Here is a 21,686-nt window from a genome sequence, read left to right on the forward strand (position 1 = left end):
ACATTGGGCCAAACTAATGGAAAATAGCACTTGAGAATCAATCGCACAGTCTCTAAGCTGCGACGGCGTCAAGGAGGACGCCCCCTTTTACCCCCGCAATTTCCCCCGGTTTTTCCCTTCCCAGCGTGTAAAGTATCAGCCATAAAAATCATATTCAGGAATCGACTATGACCGTGGCTAGATCTTCTTTCGACATCAGCGCCAACTTCGACAGCGGCAACATTGAAGTGCTGGACATCAGCAATCCGTTGCAAGCCCTGCTGGCCATCAAGCCAGACACCCGCAGCCAGCATTTTCAGTGGTTTCACTTCAAGGCCAGCGGTTTGCACGTCGGACAGGAACACTGGTTTCGTCTGAACAATGCCAGCAAATCCTCGTACAACAAAGCCTGGGACGGCTATCAGGCAGTGGCGTCCTACGACCACGTCAACTGGTTCCGGGTGCCGACCATCTTCGAAGGCGACTGCCTGCGTTTCAGCCTCGAAGCCACGGCCACCCACGCCTGGTTTGCCTACTTCGAACCCTACAGCCGTGGCCGCCATGACTGGTTGATCGAACAGGCGCTGACCAAGGCCGGCACTGAACTGCTGGCCACCGGCAAGAGTGTCGAAGGTCGTGACATTCAGTTGCTGCGCAAAGGCACCGGCGCCGAAGGCCGGCGCAAGGTCTGGATGATTGCCCAGCAACACCCCGGCGAACACATGGCCGAGTGGTTCATGGAAGGTGTGATCGAACGCCTGGAAAGACACGACGATCCAGTGCTGAACAAACTGCTGGCCAGCGCCGACCTGTATCTGGTGCCGAACATGAACCCGGACGGTGCCTTTCACGGTCACCTGCGCACCAACGCCATGGGCCAGGACCTCAACCGCGCCTGGCAGAGCGCCAGTCAGGAGATCAGTCCGGAAGTGCTGTTCGCTCAGCAACAGATGGAAAAGTACGGCGTCGACCTGTTCCTCGACATCCATGGCGATGAAGAAATCCCCTACGTGTTCACTGCCGGTTGCGAGGGCAACCCAGGCTACACGCCGCGGATCGAAAAACTCGAAGAGCATTTCCGCAGTCATCTGAAACACCTGACCAAGGACTTCCAGACCAAGCACGGCTACACCCGCGACGAGCCGGGCAAAGCCAACATGACCCTGGCGTGCAACAGCGTCGGTCAGAAATTCGACTGCCTGTCGTTGACCCTGGAGATGCCGTTCAAGGACAACAACGACAAACCGGATCCGTTGACAGGCTGGTCCGGCAAGCGTTCGAAGCAACTGGGCAAGGATGTGCTGACGACCGTGGCGGACATGGTCGATACCTTGCGCTGATCCTGCGCAATGGCTGCATGCCAGGCATGCAGCCACGCCTCATTCGGCCGCCACTCGCACACAATCCTCCGGCCGCAAATCTGGATCTACAGCGTGCGCCCCAAAGCGCAAAGCCGGTTAACCGCGGTCTTTGCCCCGCAGCATGCTGTCGAGCACCTCATCACGCCGTACCCAACCGTGAAACAACGCCGCCGCCAGATGCAGCAGCACGGTCAGAAACAGCAGGTACGCCAGATACCCGTGCGCCTTGCGCAGGAACGCAAACACCTGCGCGTTCGCCGGCACAATCGATGGCAACTGCAACGAACTGCTGAGCATCACCGGGTCACCCGCCGCCGAAATCATCGCCCAGCCGAGCAGCGGCAGGATCAACATCAAGGCATACAGCAAGACATGCGAAGCCTTGGCCGCCAGCGCTTGCCAGCCCGGCAGGTCTGCCGGCAAAGGAGGTTGCCGGGTGGAAAAGCGCACAGCAAGGCGCACGATCACCAGCAGCAGAATGGCGATGCCCAGTGGTTTGTGCAGATGGATCAGCCACTCGTGCCGCTCAGACACGGAAGCGACCATGCCCGCGCCGATAAACAGCATGGCAATGATCATCAGCGCCATCAGCCAGTGCAGCAGCCGCGCCAGCGGCGCGAAGTGGTTCGGTTGGTTGCTCATTGTTGAGCCTCCTGCTTGGCGGCGGGCAACTGGCTGACTTCACTGGTGCGGCGCAAGTAGGAACTGGCGTAACCGGCGGAGCGCGCGGCGAGCAACGGGTCGTCGGAACCTTCGATACCGGCGGGCAATACCAGCGGGTCGTAGTTGATGTCCCGGCATTCGCCATTGAGCTGCGGCTGGGTGCTTTCGAGCACCAGCGTGCCGGCGTTCACCACTTTACGACCGTCGGGCCAAGCCTTGCTGGCGTCGTTGACCGGATCACCGGGGTTGGCCAGCGTGATGTTCAACTGCCAACGCAACGGCCCCAAGGCAATCCGTTGAAGCAGGTCTTTCTCGAGGAAATCGCCACCCTCCGGCGCCGTGGCACCTGCCGCGTCCTGCACCAACGGCACCATGCTCCAGCGCACCGCTTGCTTTTGCCCGGCGGCGTTGACCAGGTAAAACGCATTGACGCTGTTATAGGTTTCCGTCACGTAACTGGCGGACGGCTTGGCGGTTTTGATCCAGGCCAGGAACGGTCCGGCCTCCGGGTGCGCACCAAAGAACGCCGGCACCGCTGCCGGGTTCGGTTTGCCGGTGGCCGGGTCCGGCGACTGGGCCTGCTGCAATTGATAGAACGCTTCGGGTGTGCCCACCGGGAACACCGGCATGCTGTTCATCCCGGTGCGCCACTGTTGGCCGTTGGCCTGGGTGAAGCGCAGCGCCAGGCTGCGGATCGGCACGGCGCTGTCCGGCGCGTAAGGGTTACCGGCAGGCAAGGCAAAACGCCCGACCACCGGGGTCCGCGCCTCGTTGAACACCTGAGCGCTGGAATAGCTGCGCGCCTCGCCACTGCTTTCGAAATGTCCGATCACGCACACGCCTTTGGAGTGATTGCGCCGGAAACCGGGGTGCACGCCGTTGTTGGTTTCCAGCACGTTGATCAGCTTTTTCGGGGTCAGTCGCTGTGGGTCAAAGGTGCCGTTGACGTAGGCAAATGCCCCGGCCACTGCAGCGACCACCACGGCAATACCGGCCAGACGCAACGTCAGGCTCGCGGCACTCAAGGGGGGCCGGGTGGGCGGTGATGAGCGATCTACCATGAAAGACTCCAGGGCCATCGGCCACAAGTGAGAAGGATCAAGCAGACGAACCCCGCGAACGTTTATTCCATCGTGCGGTATTTATTTTTTCAGGCGTGGAATAACCTTCAGTGCCGGGCGTCTCTCTAGTCCACAGCGTAGCGACTAGCCAGAACTTCATGAACGAGATCGACGAACAACTCAGAGAAATCATTCCCGGATTGCGCCGGTTTGCCGTGTCGTTGACGCGCAACCCCAGCAGCGCCGACGATCTGGTGCAGTCGTGTCTGGAGCGGGCGCTGTCGAGTTGGGGCGACAAACGCCCCGAAGGCGACTTGCGCGCCTGGCTGTTTTCGATTCTGTATCGGCAATTTCTCGACGCTCACCGGCGCTCCCGGCGTTATGCGCGGATGCTCGAATTCTTTACCGGACGGGACGATACCCAACCGTCGGTAGAACGCACCGTGATCGCCCAATCGACCCTGCAAGCCTTCGATCAGCTCGGCACCGAACAGCGCGCGCTGCTGCTCTGGGTGTCGGTCGAAGGCCTGAGCTACAAGGAAGTCGCCGAGATTCTCGACGTCCCTGTCGGCACCGTTATGTCGCGCCTGTCCCGCGCCCGCCAGGCCTTGCGCCAACTCAGCGACGGCGAAATCACCCGCCCTTCCCTGCGGAGACTCAAATGATCAGCATGCCCCCGAGCGAGCGTGACCTGCACGCGTATGTGGACCACCAGCTCAATGATGACGACCGACGTCTGGTAGAGACTTTTCTGGCCGGCAACGTGGAAATATCCGCACAGGTTCGCGCCTGGCAGCAGGACGCCCAGCAACTGCGCGCGGCCCTGAGCGGTGCGTTGCAGCAACCCGCCAACCCGGCCCTCGACCCAGCACTGATTCGCCAACGCCTCAAACGCCAATCACGCCGCCATCTGGCCAGCGCCGCGGTGTTGCTGATTGCCGTGAGCATCGGCGGCTTCAGCGGTTGGAAGGCGCGGGAGATGACCCTCCTCAGCGCGGCGGCGCCGATGGCCGACGCGATGCAGGCTTATCGGCTGTTTGCCCAGCAAGGCATGCTGCCGGCCGATTACAAGGTCAGCGATAACGGCGATATGCAGGGCTGGCTCGACCGCTATTTCACGCAGGCCCATCGCTTGCCGGACCTTACCGGCGCGGGGTTCAAACCGGTCAGCGGGCGCTTGCTCAGCACTGAGCAAGGGCCGGCGGCGATGGTGGTTTATGAGGATCGCAGCGGGCACAAAGTCAGCTTCTACGTGCGCCCGCCGGGTCCGAAGAATTTCCTGCTGCCCAGGGGCAGTCGCAGTGACGGCGGGTTGCAGGCTGAGTACTGGTCCGGCAGCGGTTACAACTACGCGATGGTCAGCCCGAGCGATACACCGACGGCGCAGATGCTCAAGCAGACCGTGCAGTTCTGAACACCCCTTGTAGGAGCCGGCTTGCTGGCGATGGCGGTGTATCAGTCACCATTGATTTGACTGACCCACCGCCATCGCCAGCAAGCCGGCTCCTACAAGGGATTTGCGGTGTGTTCAGCTTTGGCCGAAAACTTGGGACGGCCGCCGCAACAACGGATCAAACGGATTGATCCGCGGCCCGATCAGCGCTGCTTCGCGCTTGAGCATCTCCACCACCGTCGGCAAGCGATCCGGCCCCAATCGGTCACTCACAGTGGCCACACTCAACGCCGCCACCGCACGCCCCTCGCGATCGAGAATCGGCACCGCCACGCCGGCCATGCCTTGCAGCACGCCGGTGTTGCGCCCGGCGTAGCCGAGGGCGCGCACGTTCTCGACTTCCGAACGCAGGAACACCTCGTCGTACAGGTGAAAATCCTTCAGCCGCGGCAGGTTGTAATGGATCACCGTGTCGCGCTCCTCTTCCGGCAGGAACGCCAGGATCGCCAGACTGCCCTGGCCCACGCCCAACGCCACCCGCCCGCCGATGTCACCGGTAAAGGTGCGAATCGGAAACGGCCCTTCACTGCGGTCCAGGCAGATCGCATCAAACCCGCTGCGCGCCAGTAGAAACAAAGAATCCCCCAGTGAGGCCGACAACCGCAGCAACGACGGCCGCACCAGTTCGCGCAGGTTTCCGGTATTGCCGGCACGCGCCGCCAGCGCAAAAAAATCCAGGCTCAGCCGATAGCGCTTGCTGCGCGCATCCTGCTCGACCATGCCTTCGTCCATCAGGCTGCGCAGCAAGCGGTGGGTGGTCGGTTGCGACAGACCGATGCGCTGGGCCAGTTGCGTCACGCGCTCCCCGCCCTCGACGGTGTCACCCAGACTGCGCAGCACCGCAAACAGCCGGGAGACCGCACCGACGCCGACTTCATTTTTGTTTTCATTCCGCTCAATGGAATCAGTCATGCCATTTCTCGACAATTAATTTACTCACCGAATGAAACTGAAAATAGTCATCGCTTCAGTGAAATAGGCCATTGAGCCCATCCTAGTCTTCGTCCTAATCTGCGTCCACAGGGGTGATTCGAACAACAGCGGCAGCCGACCCAAGTCGAGCGCCAACGCACCCCGCAACACCCTTTCGTATCTGCCCATACAAAAAAGCGCGACCTCAGGCCGCGCATAACAATCTCAGGTGGAGCGCAGTTATGGCTTTTGTGCAACTTGAAGGACTCGGCAAACGTTACGGCGACATCGATGCCGTCGTCGCCACCCACCTCTCGGTCGAGAAAGGCGAGTTCGTGTCCCTGCTCGGCCCTTCCGGCTGTGGCAAAACCACCACCCTGCAAATGATCGCCGGCTTCGTCGAAGTCACCAGCGGGCGCATTCTGCTGGACGGTCGCGACATCACCCACGCCAAACCCGCCAGCCGTGGCTTGGGCGTGGTGTTCCAGAGTTATGCGTTGTTTCCGCACATGACCGTCAAAGACAACGTCGCCTTCGGCCTGCGCATGCGCAAAGTGCCCAACGGCGAGTTGCAGCAGCGCGTGGATCGGGTGTTGAAACTGGTGCGTCTGGACCAGCACGCAGAACGTTACCCACGCGAACTGTCCGGTGGTCAGCGCCAGCGTGTGGCGCTGGCCCGCGCCCTGGTGATCGAACCGCCGGTGCTGTTGCTCGACGAGCCGCTGTCCAACCTCGACGCCAACCTGCGCGAGGAGATGCAGTTCGAGATCCGCCGCATCCAGCGCGAAGTTGGGATCACCACGTTGATGGTCACCCACGACCAGTCCGAAGCGCTGTCCATCAGCGACCGCGTGGTGGTGATGCAGGCCGGGCGCATCACCCAGATCGACGCGCCCTACACCCTTTACGAACACCCGCGCACCGAGTTCATTTCCGGCTTCGTCGGCAAGGCCAACCTGCTGCCCGGCGAGCGTGACAGTGCGGGTGTGGTTCAGGTGCGCAGCGGCGGTGAACTGACCCTGAGCCTGCGTCCGGAAAAAATCGACCTGCGGGACAAGGATCACGGCCGCCTGCCAGGCAGGATCGTCAGCCGCTTCTTTCTCGGCAGCCAATGGTTGTACGGCGTTTCGACCAGCCTCGGCGAACTCAGCGTGGTGCGCCGCAACGACGGCTCGGCACCGCTGAACGAAGGCACACCGGTCGGCCTCGACTGGGACACGGCGCTGCTGCGGGTGCTGAGTGTCGACGAGGTGTCGGCATGAGTACGCTCGTGGCTGTTCGCCAGGGACGTCAGGGTTATTTGTTGTCGGCACCGGCGCTGGCGTTGTACGTCTGCCTGCTGGTGATCCCGCTGCTGCTGACGCTGGTGTTGTCGTTCAACGTCTTCGACTACAGCTCGGGCATCAACGGCGACGCCTACACCGTCGACCATTACAGCAGCCTGCTGGGTGATCCGTACTTCTACGAAATCTTTTTGCGCACGTTCTGGATCAGCGCCCTGACCACCTTGCTCTGCGTGGTGATTGGCGTGCCTGAGGCTTACATCCTCAGCCGCATGGGCGCGCCATGGCGTTCGATTTTCTTGATTCTGATCCTCACGCCGTTGCTGATTTCGGTGGTGGTGCGCGCCTTCGGCTGGAGCCTCTTGCTCGGCGCCGACGGCCTGGTCAACCAGACACTGCAAGCCTTCGGCGGCTCACCGATGAAGCTGTTGTACACGCCGTTCGCGGTGGTGATTGCACTGGTTCACGTGATGTTGCCGTTCATGATCATTCCGGTCTGGACCTCGCTGCAAAAACTCGACCCGGCCGCCGAACAAGCAGCGATGTCGCTGGGTGCCAGTCACTTCACGGTGATGCGCCAGGTGGTGTTGCCGCAAATCATGCCCGGCGTGCTGTCCGGCACGTTGATCGTGTTCGGTCTCGCGGCCAGCTCCTTTGCCATTCCCGGCCTGCTCGGCGGGCGGCGGATCAAGATGGTCGCCACGCTGATCTACGACCAGTACCTGTCGGAACTCAACTGGCCGATGGGCGCCGCCATCGCCGTCGCGCTGCTGTTGCTCAACCTGCTGATCATGCTGTCGTGGAACCGGATGATCGAAGGCCGCTACAAGAAGTCATTGGGATAACTCGTCATGTCCAAGAACGGTCCTTTCGCCCTGCTGTTCCATACCCTGGTGGTGGTGTTCATGCTGGCGCCGCTGGTGGTGGTCTGCCTCGTGGCGTTCACCCCGGAAAACACCCTGAGCCTGCCGACCACGGAGTTTTCCCTGCGCTGGTTCCGTGCGGTGTTCGAGCGTGCCGACTTTGTCGATGCGTTTTACAACAGTCTGATTCTGGCGTTCTGTGCGGCCAGCCTGGCGACATTGATTGCGGTGCCGGCGGCGCTGGCAATCACCCGTTTCGAGTTTCCCGGACGGGACTTTTTCAATGGCCTGTTTCTGTCGCCGATCATCATTCCGCATCTGGTGTTGGGCGTGGCACTGCTGCGTTTGTTTGCGCTGATGGGCGTCAACGGCAGCTTCGCCTGGCTGATCTTTGCTCACGTACTGGTGATCACGCCGTATGTGCTGCGACTGGTGCTGGCCTCGGCCATTGGCCTGGATCGCAGCGCCGAACACGCGGCGCAATCGCTGGGTGCCGGGCGCTTCACGCTGTTTCGCCAAATCACCTTGCCGATGATTCTGCCGGGGGTCGCCGGGGGTTGGCTGCTGGCGTTCATCAACAGTTTTGACGAGGTGACGCTGTCGATCTTCGTCACCTCGCCGGCCACGCAAACCTTGCCGGTGCGTATGTACGTGTACGCCACTGAGTCCATCGATCCGATGATGGCGGCGGTGTCGGCCCTGGTGATCGCGCTGACCGCGCTGACGATGATTCTGCTTGATCGGGTCTACGGCCTGGATCGGGTTCTGGTGGGTAAACAATGAGGGCGCCATGGCTCTGCTGAAACGACTGGCCGAAGGCGACCGCCCGGCCGTGAACTTTACCCTCGACGGCGCACCAGCCAGCGGGCTGCTCGGCGACACCGTGCTGACCGCCGTGCTGACCTGCAGCGAACACTTGCGCGGCAGCGATTTCAGCGCGCAGCCCCGCGCCGGGTTTTGCTTGATGGGCGCGTGCCAGGACTGCTGGGTTCGCCTGGGCGATGGCCGGCGAGTACGCGCGTGCTCGACGCTGCTAGAAGCCGGCGAACACATAAGCCGCGAACCGGGGCGATCGCTATGAACACACATTACATCTCCCCAACCCGGATCCCCTGTAGGAGCGAGCCTGCTCGCGATCGCGGCGTATCAGCCGACATGAATGTTGGATGTAAGGCCCCCATCGCTAGCAAGCCAGCTCCTACAGGGGATCGGTGTCGAGCACAAAATTCGCGACCAACCCCAATCCACTGTAGGAGCCGGCTTGCTGGCGATCGCGGTGCATCTGTCGACATGGATGTTGAATGTGAGGGCCTCATCGCCGGCAAGCCAGCTCCTACAGGGGATCTGCGTCGAGCACAAAATTCGCGACCAACCCCAATCAACTGTAGGAGCCGGCTTGCTGGCGATCGCGGTGTGTCAGCCGACATGAATGTTGGATGTAAGGCCCCCATCGCCGGCAAGCCAGCTCCGACAGGGGATCTGTGCCGAGCACAAAATTCGCGACCAACCCCAATCAACTGTAGGAGCCGGCTTGCTGGCGATCGCGGTGTATCAGCCGACATCGATGTTGGATGTGAGGGCCCCATCGCCGGCAAGCCAGCTCCTACAGGGGATCTGCGTCGAGCACAAAATTCACGACCAACCCCAATCAACTGTAGGAGCCGGCTTGCTGGCGATCGCGGTGTGTCAGCCGACATGGGTGTTGGATGTGAGGCCCCCATCGCTAGCAAGCCAGCTCCTACAGGGGATCTGTGTCGGGCACAAAACTGGTGGGCAACCCCAATCAACTGTAGGAGCCAGCTTGCTGGCGATGGCGGTGTGTCAGCCGACATGGGTGTTGGATGTGAGGCCGCCATCGCCGGCAAGCCGGCTCCTACAGGGGAGCGGTGTCGAGCACAAAATTCACGACCAACCCCAATCAACTGTAGGAGCCGGCTTGCTGGCGATCGCGGTGTATCAGCTGACATCGATGTTGGATGTGAGGGCCCCATCGCCGGCAAGCCAGCTCCTACAGGGGAGCGGTGTCGAGCACAAAATTCGCGACCAACCCCAATCCACTGTAGGAGCCGGCTTGCTGGCGATCGCGGTGGGTCAGCCGACATGGGTGTTGAATGTGAGGGCCTCATCGCCGGCAAGCCAGCTCCTACAGGGGAGCTGTGTCGAGCACAAAATTCGCGACCAACCCCAATCAACTGTAGGAGCCGGCTTGCTGGCGATGGCGGTGTATCAGCCGACATCGATGTTGGATGTGAGGGCCCCATCGCTGGCAAGCCAGCTCCTACAGGGGAGCTGTGTCGAGCACAAAATTCGCGACCAACCCCAATCAACTGTAGGAGCCAGCTTGCTGGCGATGGCGGTGGGTCAGTCGACATGGATGTTGAATGTGAGGGCCTCATCGCCGGCAAGCCGGCTCCTACAGGGGGTTGGGTATGAAGTCGGTGGTTGTTGTGGGTGCCGGGCCGGCCGGGATTCGTGCGGCGCAGACGCTGGTGGCACACGGTGTGCGCCCGGTTTTGCTGGACGAAGCCGCGCGCGGTGGCGGGCAGATTTATCGGCGGCAGCCGGCGAATTTCAAGCGCTCGGCGGTCAAGCTGTATGGCTTCGAAGCGCGCAAGGCGAAGGCCTTGCACCAGACGATCGACGAGTTGCGCGAGCAGCTCGATTACCGTCCTGAAACCCTGGTGTGGAACGCCGAGGCCGGCGCGCTCGACACCTTGCACGAGCAGCGCGCCGCACGCTTGGAGTTCTCTCGGGTGATCGTCGCCACGGGCGCCACCGACCGGGTGTTACCGGTGCAAGGCTGGACGCTGCCGGGCGTCTACAGCCTTGGCGCTGCGCAGATAGCCCTGAAATTCCAGGGCTGCGCCATCGGTGAGCGCGTGGTGTTCGCCGGCAGTGGACCGTTGCTGTATCTGGTGGCGTATCAATACGCCAAGGCCGGCGCGAACGTGGTCGCGGTGCTCGACAGCTCGCCGTTCAGCGCCCAGGCCCGCGCCCTGCCCGATCTGTTGGCGCAACCGGCCACATTGGCCAAAGGCATTTATTACCGCAGCTGGCTGACCGCTCACGGTATCCCGGTGCATCAGGGTGCAACCTTGAAACGCATCGATGGCGAACACCGCGTACAGTCGCTGCGTTGGGCCAACTCAAACGGTGAACATCAACTGGACTGCGACGCCGTGGCATTCGCCCATGGCCTGCGCAGTGAAACCCAACTCGCCGACTTGCTCGGCTGCGCATTCGCCTGGAACCCGCTCAACCGCGCCTGGCTGCCGCAGCGTGACAGCGCCGGTCGCAGCAGTGTCGCCGAGGTTTATCTGGCCGGCGACGGCGCCGGCATCATGGGCGCCGACGCGGCGGAAATGGCCGGCGAACGGGCCGCCCTCGCCTTGCTCGAAGACATGGGTCACGTGGTTGCGCCCAAGCGTGGCGTGCAACTGGAGCAGGCACTTGAACGAATCGATAGCTTTCGCCAAGGCCTGGAACGCGCCTTCGTGTTTCCACAAAACTGGGCGGCCGACACGCCGGACGACGTGATGGTCTGCCGCTGCGAAGAAGTGCGCGCCGGTGACATCCGCGACGTCGTGCGCGAGGGCCATTGGGAAATCAACCGGGTCAAGGCCCATTGCCGGGTCGGCATGGGCCGCTGTCAGGGGCGCATGTGTGGCGCTGCCGCCGCAGAAATCATTGCCTGCGCCAGTCAGCGAAACGTCTCTGACATCGGCCGCTTGCGGGCACAGGCACCGATCAAACCGTTGCCGTTTGGTCTGGAGGTCGAGCCATGATCGAGGTCGATGCAGTGATCATTGGCGGCGGCATTGTCGGCGCCTCCGCCGCGCTCTTCCTGAGCAAGGCCGGTCGTCGTGTGGCGCTGCTGGAGCGCGACTTTTGCGGTTCGCACTCCAGCGGCGTGAACTACGGCGGCGTGCGGCGTCAGGGCCGACCGTTGTCGCAACTGCCGCTGTCGCAACAGGCTCACGAAATCTGGGGGCAGTTGCCGCAGTTGATCGGCATTGACGGTGAATACCAGCGCAGCGGTCACTTGAAACTGGCGCGCAGCCTCAACGACCTGCGCGCATTGCAGGACTATGCCGCCAGCAGTCAGGGTTTCGGCCTCGATTTGCAGGTGCTTGATCGCCGTGAATTACGCACGCGTTTTCCGTGGGTCGGCGACGTCGCGGTCGGCGCCTCGTTTTGCCCGGATGACGGTCACGCCAACCCACGACTGGTTTCACCCGCGTTTGCCCGGGCAGCACAGCGCCACGGCGCGCAAGTCCACGAACAATGCGCGGTGAGCGCCGTGGAGCATGACGGTCAGCGCTTTTGCGTCAGCACGCAAAACGGCCTGCAACTGCAAGCGCCCTGGCTGCTGAACTGCGCTGGCGCATGGGCCGGCAGCCTTGCCGCGCAGTTCGACGAAGCGGTGCCGATGCACGCCGGGCACCCGGCGATGTTGGTCACCGAACCCTTGCCATGGGTGATGGATGCCAGCACCGGCGTCGAGGGCGGCGGTATTTATGCGCGTCAGGTCGCACGCGGCAATTGCGTGTTGGGCGGCGGTCAGGGGTTTGCCCTCGACGGCGCGCGCGCCCGCCCCGGTCAACACGCGGTGATCGAAATCCTGCGCCAAGCCGTAGAGCTTTATCCGTTTCTTGAAGGCGCCCAGGCGATTCGTACCTGGAGCGGCACCGAAGGTTACTTGCCCGATCGCCAACCGGTGATCGGTCACAGTGGCACTCAACCCGGTCTGTTGCACGCGTTCGGCTTTGCCGGCGCAGGTTTCCAGATCGGTCCAGCGGTGGGCCAGGCGCTCACCGAGATCATCTGCAGCGGCGCCTCAACCACGTCGCTGGATGCGTTTTCCATCACCCGGTTTCACTCCATCTCCGTTGCTTGATAGAGGAAGGTCGCGCCAATGAATAACGTCAAACGCACTGCACTGCTCGGACTTTCGTGCCTGAGCGCCCTGCTCACGGTCACCCAGGCCCAGGCCGAACCGACGCTTTACCTCGGCATGAACGGCGGGACCATGGAACGGCTCTACGCCGACAAGGTGCTGCCGGTTTTCGAGAAGGCCAACAACGTCAAAGTGGTGATCGTGCCCGGCACGTCCGCCGACATTCTGGCCAAGGTCCAGGCCAGCAAAGGCAACCCGCAAATGCACGTGATGTTCCTCGACGACGGCATCATGTACCGCGCCATCGCCATGGGCCTGTGCGACAAACTCGAAGACAGCCCGACCCTGGCGCAGATTCCGGCCAAGGGCCGCATCAAGGACCAGGCCGTGGCGGTCAGCCTTGGCGTCACGGGACTTGCGTACAACACACGGTTGTTCAAGGAAAAAGGCTGGGCGACGCCGACCTCGTGGATGGACATGGCCGACCCGCGCTTCAAGGACAAACTTGTGTTCCAGTCGATGGCTTCTTCGACCTTCGGCCTGCACGGTTTCCTGATGTTCAACCGGATTCAGGGCGGCAGCGAAACCGACGTCGAGCCGGGCTTCAAGGCGTGGCCGAACACCGTCGGGCGCAACGTGCTGGAATACATTCCGAGCTCGGCGAAGATTTCCGAAATGCTCCAGACCGACGAAGCGGCGTTGTTCCCGCTGACGCCGACCCAGGTCACCGCGCTGAAACTCAAAGGCATGCCGGTCGAATATGCACAACCGAAGGAAGGCGCAGTGGTGCTCAACGTTGCCGAATGCGCCATCGCCAACAACACCCAGCCGGAACTGGCGCAGAAACTCGCCGCGTTTCTGCTGACCCCCGAGGCGCAAGCCGCTGCACTTGAAGATGGCGATCAGATCCCGTCCAACCCGAACACCCCGACCACGGACAAGACACGGGGCCAGGTCGAAGCGATGAAGCAGTATCTGACGACGGCGATTGCCATCGACTGGGACCAGGTCAACGAACAGCGCCCGGCGTGGAATGCGCGGTGGAATCGTAGTATCGAGCGGTAGTTCACTGTCGAGCCAACACAACAAAACCCTGTAGGAGCGAGCTTGCTCCGGGCGGCGTTCCGACGATGGTGTGTCAGTCAACATCAATGTGCCTGATACACCATCGTCGGAACGCCGCCCGGAGCAAGCTCGCTCCTACAAGTGTTAAAACCCCACATCCAGAATCACACTGTCCTGATACGTGCCCGCCGGCGGTGTGGTCTGGTCGGTGTAGATTTTCGCGTTGTAATTGAAGATCTGGCTCCCGGAGCCCAAACCGTTACCGGGATTGACCTCGGCATCAGTGCTGGCCCGGCGAGCACTGCCGACACTGCCCCAGCGGGTGGTGCCGGCGCTTTTGAAGATGTCATACGCCAGGTAATTGCCGCCGAAAGCCATCCGTCGCCGCCCGCCAACACTGGCTGCCTGCAGACCATCGCCCAGACCCACGGTGTAAGCGCTGCCCTTGGTGCAGGCGAGGCTGATGGTCTGGCCGGTAACCGGCGCAAAGGCACTGACGACCGGTGCGCTGCCGAAACTGATGTTCGGGGCGGTGATGGTGCAGTCATTGGCGACCGTCAGGGTGACGGTCATGCTGGTGGTGCCGCTGCTGATATCGCGCCGCAGGCAAACACTGCCGGCGCCAATGCCGGAGCAATAATTCCAGCTCCAGGCAATGCTCAAGGTCTCGGTATAGATACCCGCCGCCACGTTACTGCCCGTGATTGTCCCCAGATAAATCGGTGCGGTTTTCGGCACCACGCTGCCCAGCAGCCCCAGCGCATCAATGATCCCGTTGCGCGCGAAGTCGAAGGGCGTGCCACGTTCGATCGGGTAACTGGTGGTGTTGTTGGCATACAGCGTGTAACCGATGACGTCTCCGGTCGGCCCGAGCAGTCCGGTTTGAGTCGAGGTAATCGTGGCGTAGAAATGGTCATTGTTGGTCAGCAACGAGACCAATGAGCCGGTGCAACTCAAACCGGCGTTGAGGCTTGAACTGTTCTGCACGGCGGTACGCAGCGCAATCGAGCTCACCGAACCGAATGCCACCGCCGTGGCAGGGACCACCACCGAACACAACGCCCATGCCGAGCCTGGCAACCAGACCGCCAGCAGCACCAGCCATTTCACGGCACTCATTGGCACACCAACGGCCCGATCAGCGGAATCTGATCCTGATTCATGTCCACCGCGAACTGGACGCGGCAGACTTTCCCGTCGGCCAGCGTCACCTGCAATGTGTTCTGCGCCTGAAGATTTTCCAGGTACACCAGACCGTCCCATCCGACCACTGTTTGCGTGCCGCTCTGCTCATGCACGACACCGCTGCCCAGGGGCAGCTCTCGCTGCTGCGCATCCACCAGGACGATGCTCGCGGCGATCACCCGGCTCAATGGAAACGTCAGCAAATAACCGCTGCCACGGCGCACGGCAATCCGCTGTTCGACGTTCGGGCTGCGCACGTTGGCCGGCAGGTTCAGTGGATCGATCTCGTACTTGCCGCGGTAATAGGCGCTGCTCCACGGCACCAACAGGTGGCCATTGCGATCAGTCTGGCCGACCTGCTGGTTTTCGTAACGCACCGGAATGTCGGCGTAGCCATCGGTGCTGACCACCACAAAGGCATCGTCGATGCGGTTGGCGGCGAACACCTGACGGTCCATCCACACCAGCGATCCGCTGGCATCGGCCCAACGGGTTTCGGCGTCGCTGTTGCCGTACACACCGGCCTGCAATTGCACCGACTGCAAGCGCCAGGTCAGGTCGGCCTGACGATAGGCCGGGCCGTCGCCGTGGGCATAACCGAGGTTGAACCCCACCCCGCCTTCAGTCGGCACGGCGCGACTGTAATTGACCCGCTGCTGGCTCTGCCCGGTCTTGCTGCGCTCACTGCTGAGCGCGAGGCTGCCGCGCAAGTCGAACGGGATCACCAGTTGCGCCTGCACCGCCCAGTTGCTGTCGCCGATTTCGCGGTTGGCCGACAGGTAGAAACTGCTGTTGTGCCATAGCGGTTTGCTCCAGGTCAGGTTGAGCAAACGGGTGCGTGAATCATCCGCCGCGCGCACGTCGAAATACCCGACGCCGAGGCTGCCCCAGGCATTGAGATTCAGGCTCAGGGTCGCCTGTTCGCTGCGTTTGCTGAGGGTAGTGAAAGGACTGTCGACCACGGTCAGATCGGCGTATTGGTCGCGACGTTGCAGGCGTTGATAAGAGAAGCTGTAGCGCTGGCTGCTGTATTGATAACCCAGGCTCAGTTGTTGACCGCTGTCGCCATCGAACCGGCTCTGGCTGAGTGCGGTATTGAGCACGCCGAAATTGCCCAGGCGCAGGTTGCCGCCGACACCGCCGAGGGTCAGTGAGTCCGACGCTTCGGCGTGGCTTTCCAGGGTGAAGTTGTCGCTCAGGCCGTAGCGCAGACTGCCCGATGAGACACCGGGACCGTAACCGAAATCGCTGATGCCGTAATCGCGGCGCAAGGTACCGGCCGCCACGGAAAAGTCGCTCAGGCCCTTTTGCAGCAAACTGCTGGTGACGTAAAACGGCACGGTGGTCGAGACCTGCCGACCGAGGGCATCGGTGGTGACCACCACGGCTTCACCGGCGCCATTGATGAACGGAATATTGGTCAGCGTGTAGGGGCCGGGTTGCAGGTCGGCGCTGCTGGATTTGTAGCCGTTGATGAACAGGTCGACCGAGGATGGCACCGCCGCTTCCCCGGCAAACTGCGGCAACGGATAAGTCACCAGGTCCGGGCGCACGCCGAAATCCCGCGACAGCTGAACCCCGCCCAGGCGCACCGAACTGCTCCAGGGCAATGCGCCGCTGACCAGGTCACCGGCCTCGTAGGTCAGCAATCGCTCGTCATCGGAGTAGCGCCAGGTGGTGTCGTAACGCAGGTAGCCATTGTTCAGCGTACTGACCGAATCGCCGGACAACGTGCGCCGGTATTGCCCGGTGTTGGACAGCGTGCCCCAGCTGTCGAACAGTCGCACTTCGTTCCAGGCCGCGAGGTAAGTGCCGGCATCATCGGTGTCGTTGAGGTACAGGTCGTAGTTGAACAAGGCACCGAAACTGCTCAGGGCCGGAGTGCGCGGATAGGCGTCGCGATTGCCGACGAATTGCTCCGGCAGCCAGCTCGGCGGTACGTCGAGCAGCAGGCGCTGACCGGCACTGTCGTACTCGCTGTGCAGACCCGACAGGCTGTCGAGGTCGACTTCGGCGCCGAGGGTGTCCGGCAGTTTCATACCGGTGTCACGCAACGCGTTGGCCGACAGGAAAAATCGCCCGTTGCGTTGCTCCACCGCCACGACGTGTCCGGTATTCATCTGATTGACCACCAATTCCAGAAACAACTGCGCATCAGCCACGGCCTCCATGCTGCCGGGTGGCGGCGGCAAATCACCGGCCTGGGACGGGTGAGCGAACGCCAGGCAACCCACACAGCTCATGGCGCAGATCAACGGACGCTGGAAACTGCGAGCCCGATGCAGGCTCATTACCGCTTTACGTCCGTCGATGGACCCTGCCTCCCTTTCCCGTCAGTTGCAGATCAGCGCGCGGGCGTAATGCTTTGTACCTGCGGCGAACCATTCACCCGCACCTGCAACGCCGGGTCTTGCGCCATCGGACCGGGCGCCGGCCAGCGCATGATCGCGCCCGGCAGCACATAACCGAGCAGGCCTTCCACCAGAGGTTTTGTCTGGCCTCCCTGCTTCAGCGCAACGTCCGTCAACCGCGCATGCACCGCCCCCTGATTGCGCACTTCCACATAAGGGCGACCGTCCACCGCCACCGTGCGCCAGCTCAAATCCGGCAGCCCCGCGCCTTTGGGATCACGCTTGCGACTGGTGTCTTCCTTGCTCCACAACCCTGCGCCGTAAGCAAACAGCGGCACCGAATAACGCATCTGGAACCGAATGGCCGCCGCCGTCTTGCCACTTTCGCCGGCGGGCGCAGTGGCCGAGGGGATTTCATCGATGATGATGCGATAAGCCAGTTCCTGCCCCGGTGGGATCTCCCGGGTACGGGTCAGGCGCACCAGTTGTTTCTGGCCCGGCTCGATTTTCGCCACCGGCGGGCTGCCGATCACGTCGCGCTGGTTCTGGTATTGGTCGTTGAAACCGCTTTGACTCCAGGCGAACACCCGGATCTGCAAATTCGCAGTCTCGTTGCCACGGTTTTCCAGCCACAAGGCACTGGCCTGCTGATCGGCCTCCAGCACGGGATCGATCGGCCAGATCAGCACCGAACTGGCCGCCTGCACCTTGACCGCCCCCAACAGCAGCATCGCCAACACTGCCTGACGCACAACAGAATGCCGCCGCGCGGGTAAATCCATTTGCCTACTCCTTGTGCCTGTCAGGCCCGATCAAAAACGCCGCGTTACCACGACAGCTGCACTTGCAGCACATCGCTGTAGGTCCCCCCAGGCTGATTGCCCGGTAACAGCACCTGACCGTAAATCGGCAGGCGGATGTTGTTTGCGTCCGTGTACGCCACCGCGACGCTCTGGCCGATCCCCAGGCTTTGGCTGTAAGCCGCGTCGCGAAACAGCTGGTACGAAACGCGGTTGCTGCCGGTGGTCAGCTGCAGGTGTCGCCCGCTGCTGTTGTACTGGCCGCCATCGACGGTCATGTTCATGGTCACGCCCGGTGTGCATTGCAGCTGTACATCCCCCGTCAGGGCCACTTGCACCGTGCCGGTGGCCAGCGCCGATTGGCTGCCGTAATTCAGGCTGCCGTAGTTCGAGACCCCGCCGACCACCAGACAACCCGCAGTGACCGTGGCGCTGACCAGGAAACTCTGGCTGGTCACCGCTGCCAGCGGCAACGGCACACCGGCCGCGCACAATAGCGCCATCGCTGCCCATCCATGGCGGTTCATCGCCCTAGAACGTCAGTTCGACGGAAATCGTGTCGCTGTAAGTACCGGCCGGCAGCCCGGCCTTGCCCTTAGCCTGACCGTAGATGTTCACGGTCTGCGCCACGCCGGTGCTGGGGTCAAGGTTGATCACCCCGTCAATGGCTAAAAGCTGCGAGTGCCCGGAATCGGTGTACAAGTCGTACGGCACGTAGTTGGCGACACCGTCGTACAGCGCGCGAGAACCGCCCGCCGACAGTCCGTCATGGGCACCGGCACGCACCTTGACCGTTGGCGTGGTGCCGCTGGAGCAAAGGATCGACAGCGCCACGCCACCGCCCATGACTTGTGCATCTTTCGTGGTGAACAGGCTGTTGTCGGTGCCGAAGTTCAAGGCACCAAAGTTCAGCCCGCTGGAGCCACCCGCACCATTTACCTGACAGCTGCTGATCAGAATCAGGCTGGCAGAGATCTGGCCGGTGACCGTGGTGGCCGCCTGCGCGCCGGACACCAGCGTCAGGCCAAGCAGTGACAAAACTATCCTTGATACGAGCATGCGCATGGTGTCCGTCCTCTACGGGTTTACCAATCGAGCGTCACGGTCAGGGTGTCGGTATAGACCCCGGCCGGTATCGCGCGGGTATTCGCCACCACCGAGCCAAACACCGGAATCGGTATCTGGGCCCCGCTGGTGACGGCGAAGTTGTGTTGTTGCCCGATGCTGTAGCTCTGGCTTCCGGATGCATCGAGGAACAATTGATAAGGCAGGGTCTGGCTGCCGTTGCTCAGGCGCCGGGTGGTGCCGTCACCATGGGTGCCGCCATCGATGGTGACGGTGAAGCCGGTGACCGAAGGGGTGCAGGCGACGTTCAATCTGCCGCGACCGTCAGCACCGAGGCGGGCTTTGATCGGGTTGGTCCAGGTCGGGCCTTGCTGGCCGAAATCCAGCGTGCCGAAATCACTGACCGGGCTGCCGCCATTGGTCACTTCACAACCGGCGATGATGATCAGTCGCGCATGGATCTGCCCGCTGATCGCCGCCTGCGCGCCCCCCGTCAGCAATACCCCTGCACCCACGGCCATCAATATCCAGAGTTTGCTTGTCATAACGCCAATCCCAATTCCATCAGGACTCCAGAACCCAGGCGCACAACGAGGAGCGCCCCCTTCCCTGCGCCAGCCGAATCCATTGGCGGCAGTTACACAGTTGCCGCTACCAGATGACGGTCACTTTCAACAGGTCGGAATAGCGACTGACCCGGGGAATTTCCGCCAGCGGTTCGATGCGTGCATACAACGGTAAATCCACTGAACCGGTATCCGGCACACGGCCGCTCACCGGGACGTCCACCGCCAGCGGGATCAACCGCGCGGGGTCCTGATAGAGCCGATAGGGAATGGGTTTGCTGCCGGCGGAACCGGCCATGTAGCGCGTGTCACCGACGCCACCGTGCAGGCCGCCGTCGACCCGGAGTTGATAAGGGGTGTCGGGATTGCATTCGAGACGGGGCAGGCGCTCGTTCATCAGCGCCGCCGCCAAAGGCCCGGCGGGATCGTCCAGGCGCGCGGTATTGCCGAAGTCCAGCACCCCCAGTTGCTCGACGCCCGCTGTGCGTTGCTGGCCCACCACCTGACAACCGCGCAGCACGTCGACACGCACGTGCACCTGAAGTTCTGCGGCCGACACTTGCGCACTGAGCATCACGCCCAAGACTGCACATGCAATGATTCCATTCACGGCCGATTCCTTGTGGGGGGGCTTCTAAAAATGCAGGTTAGCAACGCCCCGAGGATTTTCCAGTGGCCCGAAAAAAAATTGGATCCACCGAAGGAATGAGCTTTTATGTCGAATTGCTGGTAAACCCCGCAACCCCTACGCCCAATAAGCTGTACACACCGCACAATTCCGTCCAACTACACCCCACGCCCGTCGACACAACTGGAAGCAAATTTCCCCATTTGGTTACACTAGGCCGCCGCAGCTCGGGGAGCCTGCCTGACGATTACGGGGTGACACAGTGGCCGTTCGACCGCCCAACCGTTCGCGATTCACACCACGCTGGCCCGCGCTGCGCCGCCTCTTCGGCAAGGCATCGACGGCCTCCGCCGCTCATTCAGCGATGGGGCGCGTGGTCCACGACTATTTCCGGCACAAGGCCCACGCACAGGGTTACACCCTCAGCCACAGCCAGCAGCGCGTGGTCGACTGCATGGCGCAGCACGCCGCGGCACTGCTCGGCACTTCGGCAAAAACGCTGCCGGGCCTTTATCTGTACGGCGCCGTGGGGCGTGGCAAGAGCTGGTTGCTCGACGGCTTTTTCCAGGCGCTGCCGATCGCGGAAAAACAGCGCCTGCACTTCCACGAGTTTTTCGCTCGACTGCACCAAGGCATGTTCAGTCATCGCGATCACCCGGATGCGCTGGCGACGACGCTCGACGACTTGCTGAACGATTGTCGGGTGCTGTGTTTCGACGAGTTCCACGTCCACGACATTGGCGACGCGATGCTCATCGCGCGGCTGTTCAAGGCTCTGTTTCGCCGAGGCATTCTGCTGCTGGTGACCTCCAATTACCCGCCTGAGGGCTTGCTGCCAAACCCGCTCTACCACGCGCGCTTCAAACCGGTGATCGACCTGATCAATGCGCGCATGCAAGTCATGGAAGTCGGCGGCCCGCACGACTATCGCAGTCAGGCGAGAACCCACGCCCAGCAGTTGTTTACCCAGGGTCACTACGTCTGGCCGGCTACGCTGGCGCAACGTCAGGCACTGAACCTGCCCGAGCCCGATGCGCCGTCCATTCCTTTGCCCGTCGGCAACCGGCATCTTCCAGCCCGATATTGCGCAGGACGCACCATCGGTTTCACCTTCGGCGATCTGTGCGACCACCCCACGGCGGTCATGGATTACCTGGAGCTGTGCCGACGTTTCGACCACTGGATCATCGATAAACTGCCCAACCTCGCCGACTGCTCGATTGCCGCGCAGCAGCGTTTCATCAATCTGGTGGACGTTTTGTACGACCAGGACAAGCACCTGATCCTGCTCGGCCACCGCTCGTTGCGCGAAAGCCTGGGCGGCGATGCCATTGACCTGGCGCGCACCCGCAGTCGATTGGGACAGTTGATGGAAGTCAGAGAACCGGCCTGAAAACCGGATTGGCGGTGCAGCATCTATCGCTTTCGTCGGATCGCCGCCATCGCGAGCAGGCTCGCTCCCACAGTTGACCGCGTACATCCAGATAACCAGGTCTAATGTGGGAGCGAGCCTGCTCGCGATGGCGGTCTGACAGCCACCCGGGTTTTACCGCT

21 protein-coding genes are annotated in these 21,686 nt (G+C 62.2%); 11 read left to right on the forward strand and 10 right to left on the reverse strand.

All coding sequences use genetic code 11. The features are described 5' to 3' along the window. Positions 1-167 precede the first annotated feature (167 nt). Positions 168-1,319: a M14 family metallopeptidase gene (locus K5R88_RS11045; protein WP_008031906.1), complete on the forward strand. Its 1,152-nt coding sequence runs from the start codon at positions 168-170 to the stop codon at positions 1,317-1,319. A gap of 117 nt (positions 1,320-1,436) precedes the next feature. Here the strand turns inward: K5R88_RS11045 and K5R88_RS11050 are convergent, their stop codons facing one another. Both K5R88_RS11050 and K5R88_RS11055 read right to left on the reverse strand, forming a co-directional pair. Continuing rightward, positions 1,437-1,982, reverse strand: a complete 546-nt coding sequence (locus tag K5R88_RS11050) for a cytochrome b (RefSeq protein ID WP_207285992.1) — start codon at positions 1,980-1,982, stop codon at positions 1,437-1,439. Beyond that, positions 1,979-3,064, reverse strand: a complete 1,086-nt coding sequence (locus tag K5R88_RS11055) for a catalase family peroxidase (RefSeq protein ID WP_192229207.1) — start codon at positions 3,062-3,064, stop codon at positions 1,979-1,981. The genes K5R88_RS11050 and K5R88_RS11055 overlap by 4 nt, the downstream gene beginning before the upstream one ends. Before the next feature lie 158 nt (positions 3,065-3,222). Here K5R88_RS11055 and K5R88_RS11060 point away from each other — a divergent pair, with 158 nt between their 5' ends. Next, the gene (locus K5R88_RS11060; protein WP_032832617.1) at positions 3,223-3,729 is read left to right on the forward strand and encodes a sigma-70 family RNA polymerase sigma factor; all 507 of its coding nucleotides are present in this window, start codon (positions 3,223-3,225) and stop codon (positions 3,727-3,729) included. Further along, positions 3,726-4,478 carry an anti-sigma factor family protein gene (locus tag K5R88_RS11065; protein WP_226299946.1) on the forward strand — a complete coding sequence of 251 codons (753 nt, stop codon included), beginning with the start codon at positions 3,726-3,728 and terminating at the stop codon, positions 4,476-4,478. Before K5R88_RS11060 ends, K5R88_RS11065 begins: the two co-directional genes overlap by 4 nt. Before the next feature lie 114 nt (positions 4,479-4,592). Here K5R88_RS11065 and K5R88_RS11070 read toward each other — a convergent pair whose 3' ends face one another. Then, positions 4,593-5,429, reverse strand: coding sequence for an IclR family transcriptional regulator (locus K5R88_RS11070; protein WP_226299947.1), 837 nt, complete (start codon positions 5,427-5,429; stop codon positions 4,593-4,595). A 242-nt stretch (positions 5,430-5,671) separates the two neighbouring features. Here K5R88_RS11070 and K5R88_RS11075 point away from each other — a divergent pair, with 242 nt between their 5' ends. From K5R88_RS11075 to K5R88_RS11105, 7 genes are all read left to right on the forward strand, one after another. Beyond that, positions 5,672-6,691, forward strand: a complete 1,020-nt coding sequence (locus K5R88_RS11075; protein WP_008031922.1) for an ABC transporter ATP-binding protein — start codon at positions 5,672-5,674, stop codon at positions 6,689-6,691. Further along, positions 6,688-7,557, forward strand: a complete 870-nt coding sequence (locus K5R88_RS11080) for an ABC transporter permease (protein ID WP_008041222.1) — start codon at positions 6,688-6,690, stop codon at positions 7,555-7,557. The genes K5R88_RS11075 and K5R88_RS11080 overlap by 4 nt, the downstream gene beginning before the upstream one ends. A gap of 6 nt (positions 7,558-7,563) precedes the next feature. Continuing rightward, positions 7,564-8,358: an ABC transporter permease gene (locus K5R88_RS11085; protein WP_008031926.1), complete on the forward strand. Its 795-nt coding sequence runs from the start codon at positions 7,564-7,566 to the stop codon at positions 8,356-8,358. 7 nt (positions 8,359-8,365) lie between these two features. Further along, entirely contained in the window at positions 8,366-8,656 is a 291-nt protein-coding gene (locus tag K5R88_RS11090) for a (2Fe-2S)-binding protein (RefSeq protein ID WP_223414970.1), read from the forward strand. Between the two features lie 1,348 nt (positions 8,657-10,004). Beyond that, entirely contained in the window at positions 10,005-11,360 is a 1,356-nt protein-coding gene (locus K5R88_RS11095; RefSeq protein ID WP_226299948.1) for an FAD/NAD(P)-dependent oxidoreductase, read from the forward strand. Then, positions 11,357-12,472, forward strand: coding sequence for an NAD(P)/FAD-dependent oxidoreductase (locus K5R88_RS11100; RefSeq protein ID WP_223436305.1), 1,116 nt, complete (start codon positions 11,357-11,359; stop codon positions 12,470-12,472). The genes K5R88_RS11095 and K5R88_RS11100 overlap by 4 nt, the downstream gene beginning before the upstream one ends. Positions 12,473-12,490: 18 nt before the next feature. Further along, on the forward strand, positions 12,491-13,537 hold the full coding sequence (locus tag K5R88_RS11105) for an ABC transporter substrate-binding protein (protein ID WP_008029601.1): 1,047 nt from the start codon (positions 12,491-12,493) through the stop codon (positions 13,535-13,537). A 144-nt stretch (positions 13,538-13,681) separates the two neighbouring features. On the opposite strand, the gene K5R88_RS11110 is transcribed toward K5R88_RS11105, so the two are convergent. From K5R88_RS11110 to K5R88_RS11140, 7 genes are all read right to left on the reverse strand, one after another. Then, on the reverse strand, positions 13,682-14,656 hold the full coding sequence (locus K5R88_RS11110; RefSeq protein ID WP_226299949.1) for a Csu type fimbrial protein: 975 nt from the start codon (positions 14,654-14,656) through the stop codon (positions 13,682-13,684). Beyond that, positions 14,653-17,013, reverse strand: a complete 2,361-nt coding sequence (locus tag K5R88_RS11115) for a fimbria/pilus outer membrane usher protein (protein WP_226299950.1) — start codon at positions 17,011-17,013, stop codon at positions 14,653-14,655. The genes K5R88_RS11110 and K5R88_RS11115 overlap by 4 nt, the downstream gene beginning before the upstream one ends. Positions 17,014-17,066: 53 nt before the next feature. Beyond that, a complete protein-coding gene (locus K5R88_RS11120) occupies positions 17,067-17,855 on the reverse strand; it encodes a fimbrial biogenesis chaperone (protein WP_223538597.1) in 789 nt (262 codons plus the stop codon). A gap of 44 nt (positions 17,856-17,899) precedes the next feature. Next, on the reverse strand, positions 17,900-18,400 hold the full coding sequence (locus K5R88_RS11125; RefSeq protein WP_032832536.1) for a Csu type fimbrial protein: 501 nt from the start codon (positions 18,398-18,400) through the stop codon (positions 17,900-17,902). A gap of 4 nt (positions 18,401-18,404) precedes the next feature. Next, positions 18,405-18,938: a Csu type fimbrial protein gene (locus K5R88_RS11130; RefSeq protein WP_008040468.1), complete on the reverse strand. Its 534-nt coding sequence runs from the start codon at positions 18,936-18,938 to the stop codon at positions 18,405-18,407. A gap of 20 nt (positions 18,939-18,958) precedes the next feature. After that, positions 18,959-19,483 carry a Csu type fimbrial protein gene (locus K5R88_RS11135; protein WP_008040469.1) on the reverse strand — a complete coding sequence of 175 codons (525 nt, stop codon included), beginning with the start codon at positions 19,481-19,483 and terminating at the stop codon, positions 18,959-18,961. Positions 19,484-19,589: 106 nt separating this feature from the next. Then, on the reverse strand, positions 19,590-20,078 hold the full coding sequence (locus tag K5R88_RS11140) for a Csu type fimbrial protein (protein ID WP_263290703.1): 489 nt from the start codon (positions 20,076-20,078) through the stop codon (positions 19,590-19,592). Positions 20,079-20,394: 316 nt separating this feature from the next. Here K5R88_RS11140 and zapE point away from each other — a divergent pair, with 316 nt between their 5' ends. Continuing rightward, on the forward strand, positions 20,395-21,525 hold the full coding sequence (gene zapE / locus K5R88_RS11145; protein ID WP_226299951.1) for a cell division protein ZapE: 1,131 nt from the start codon (positions 20,395-20,397) through the stop codon (positions 21,523-21,525). Positions 21,526-21,686 lie beyond the last annotated feature (161 nt).

This window comes from Pseudomonas sp. MM213 (assembly GCF_020423045.1).
In the GTDB taxonomy this organism is placed as follows: Bacteria; Pseudomonadota; Gammaproteobacteria; order Pseudomonadales; family Pseudomonadaceae; genus Aquipseudomonas; species Aquipseudomonas migulae.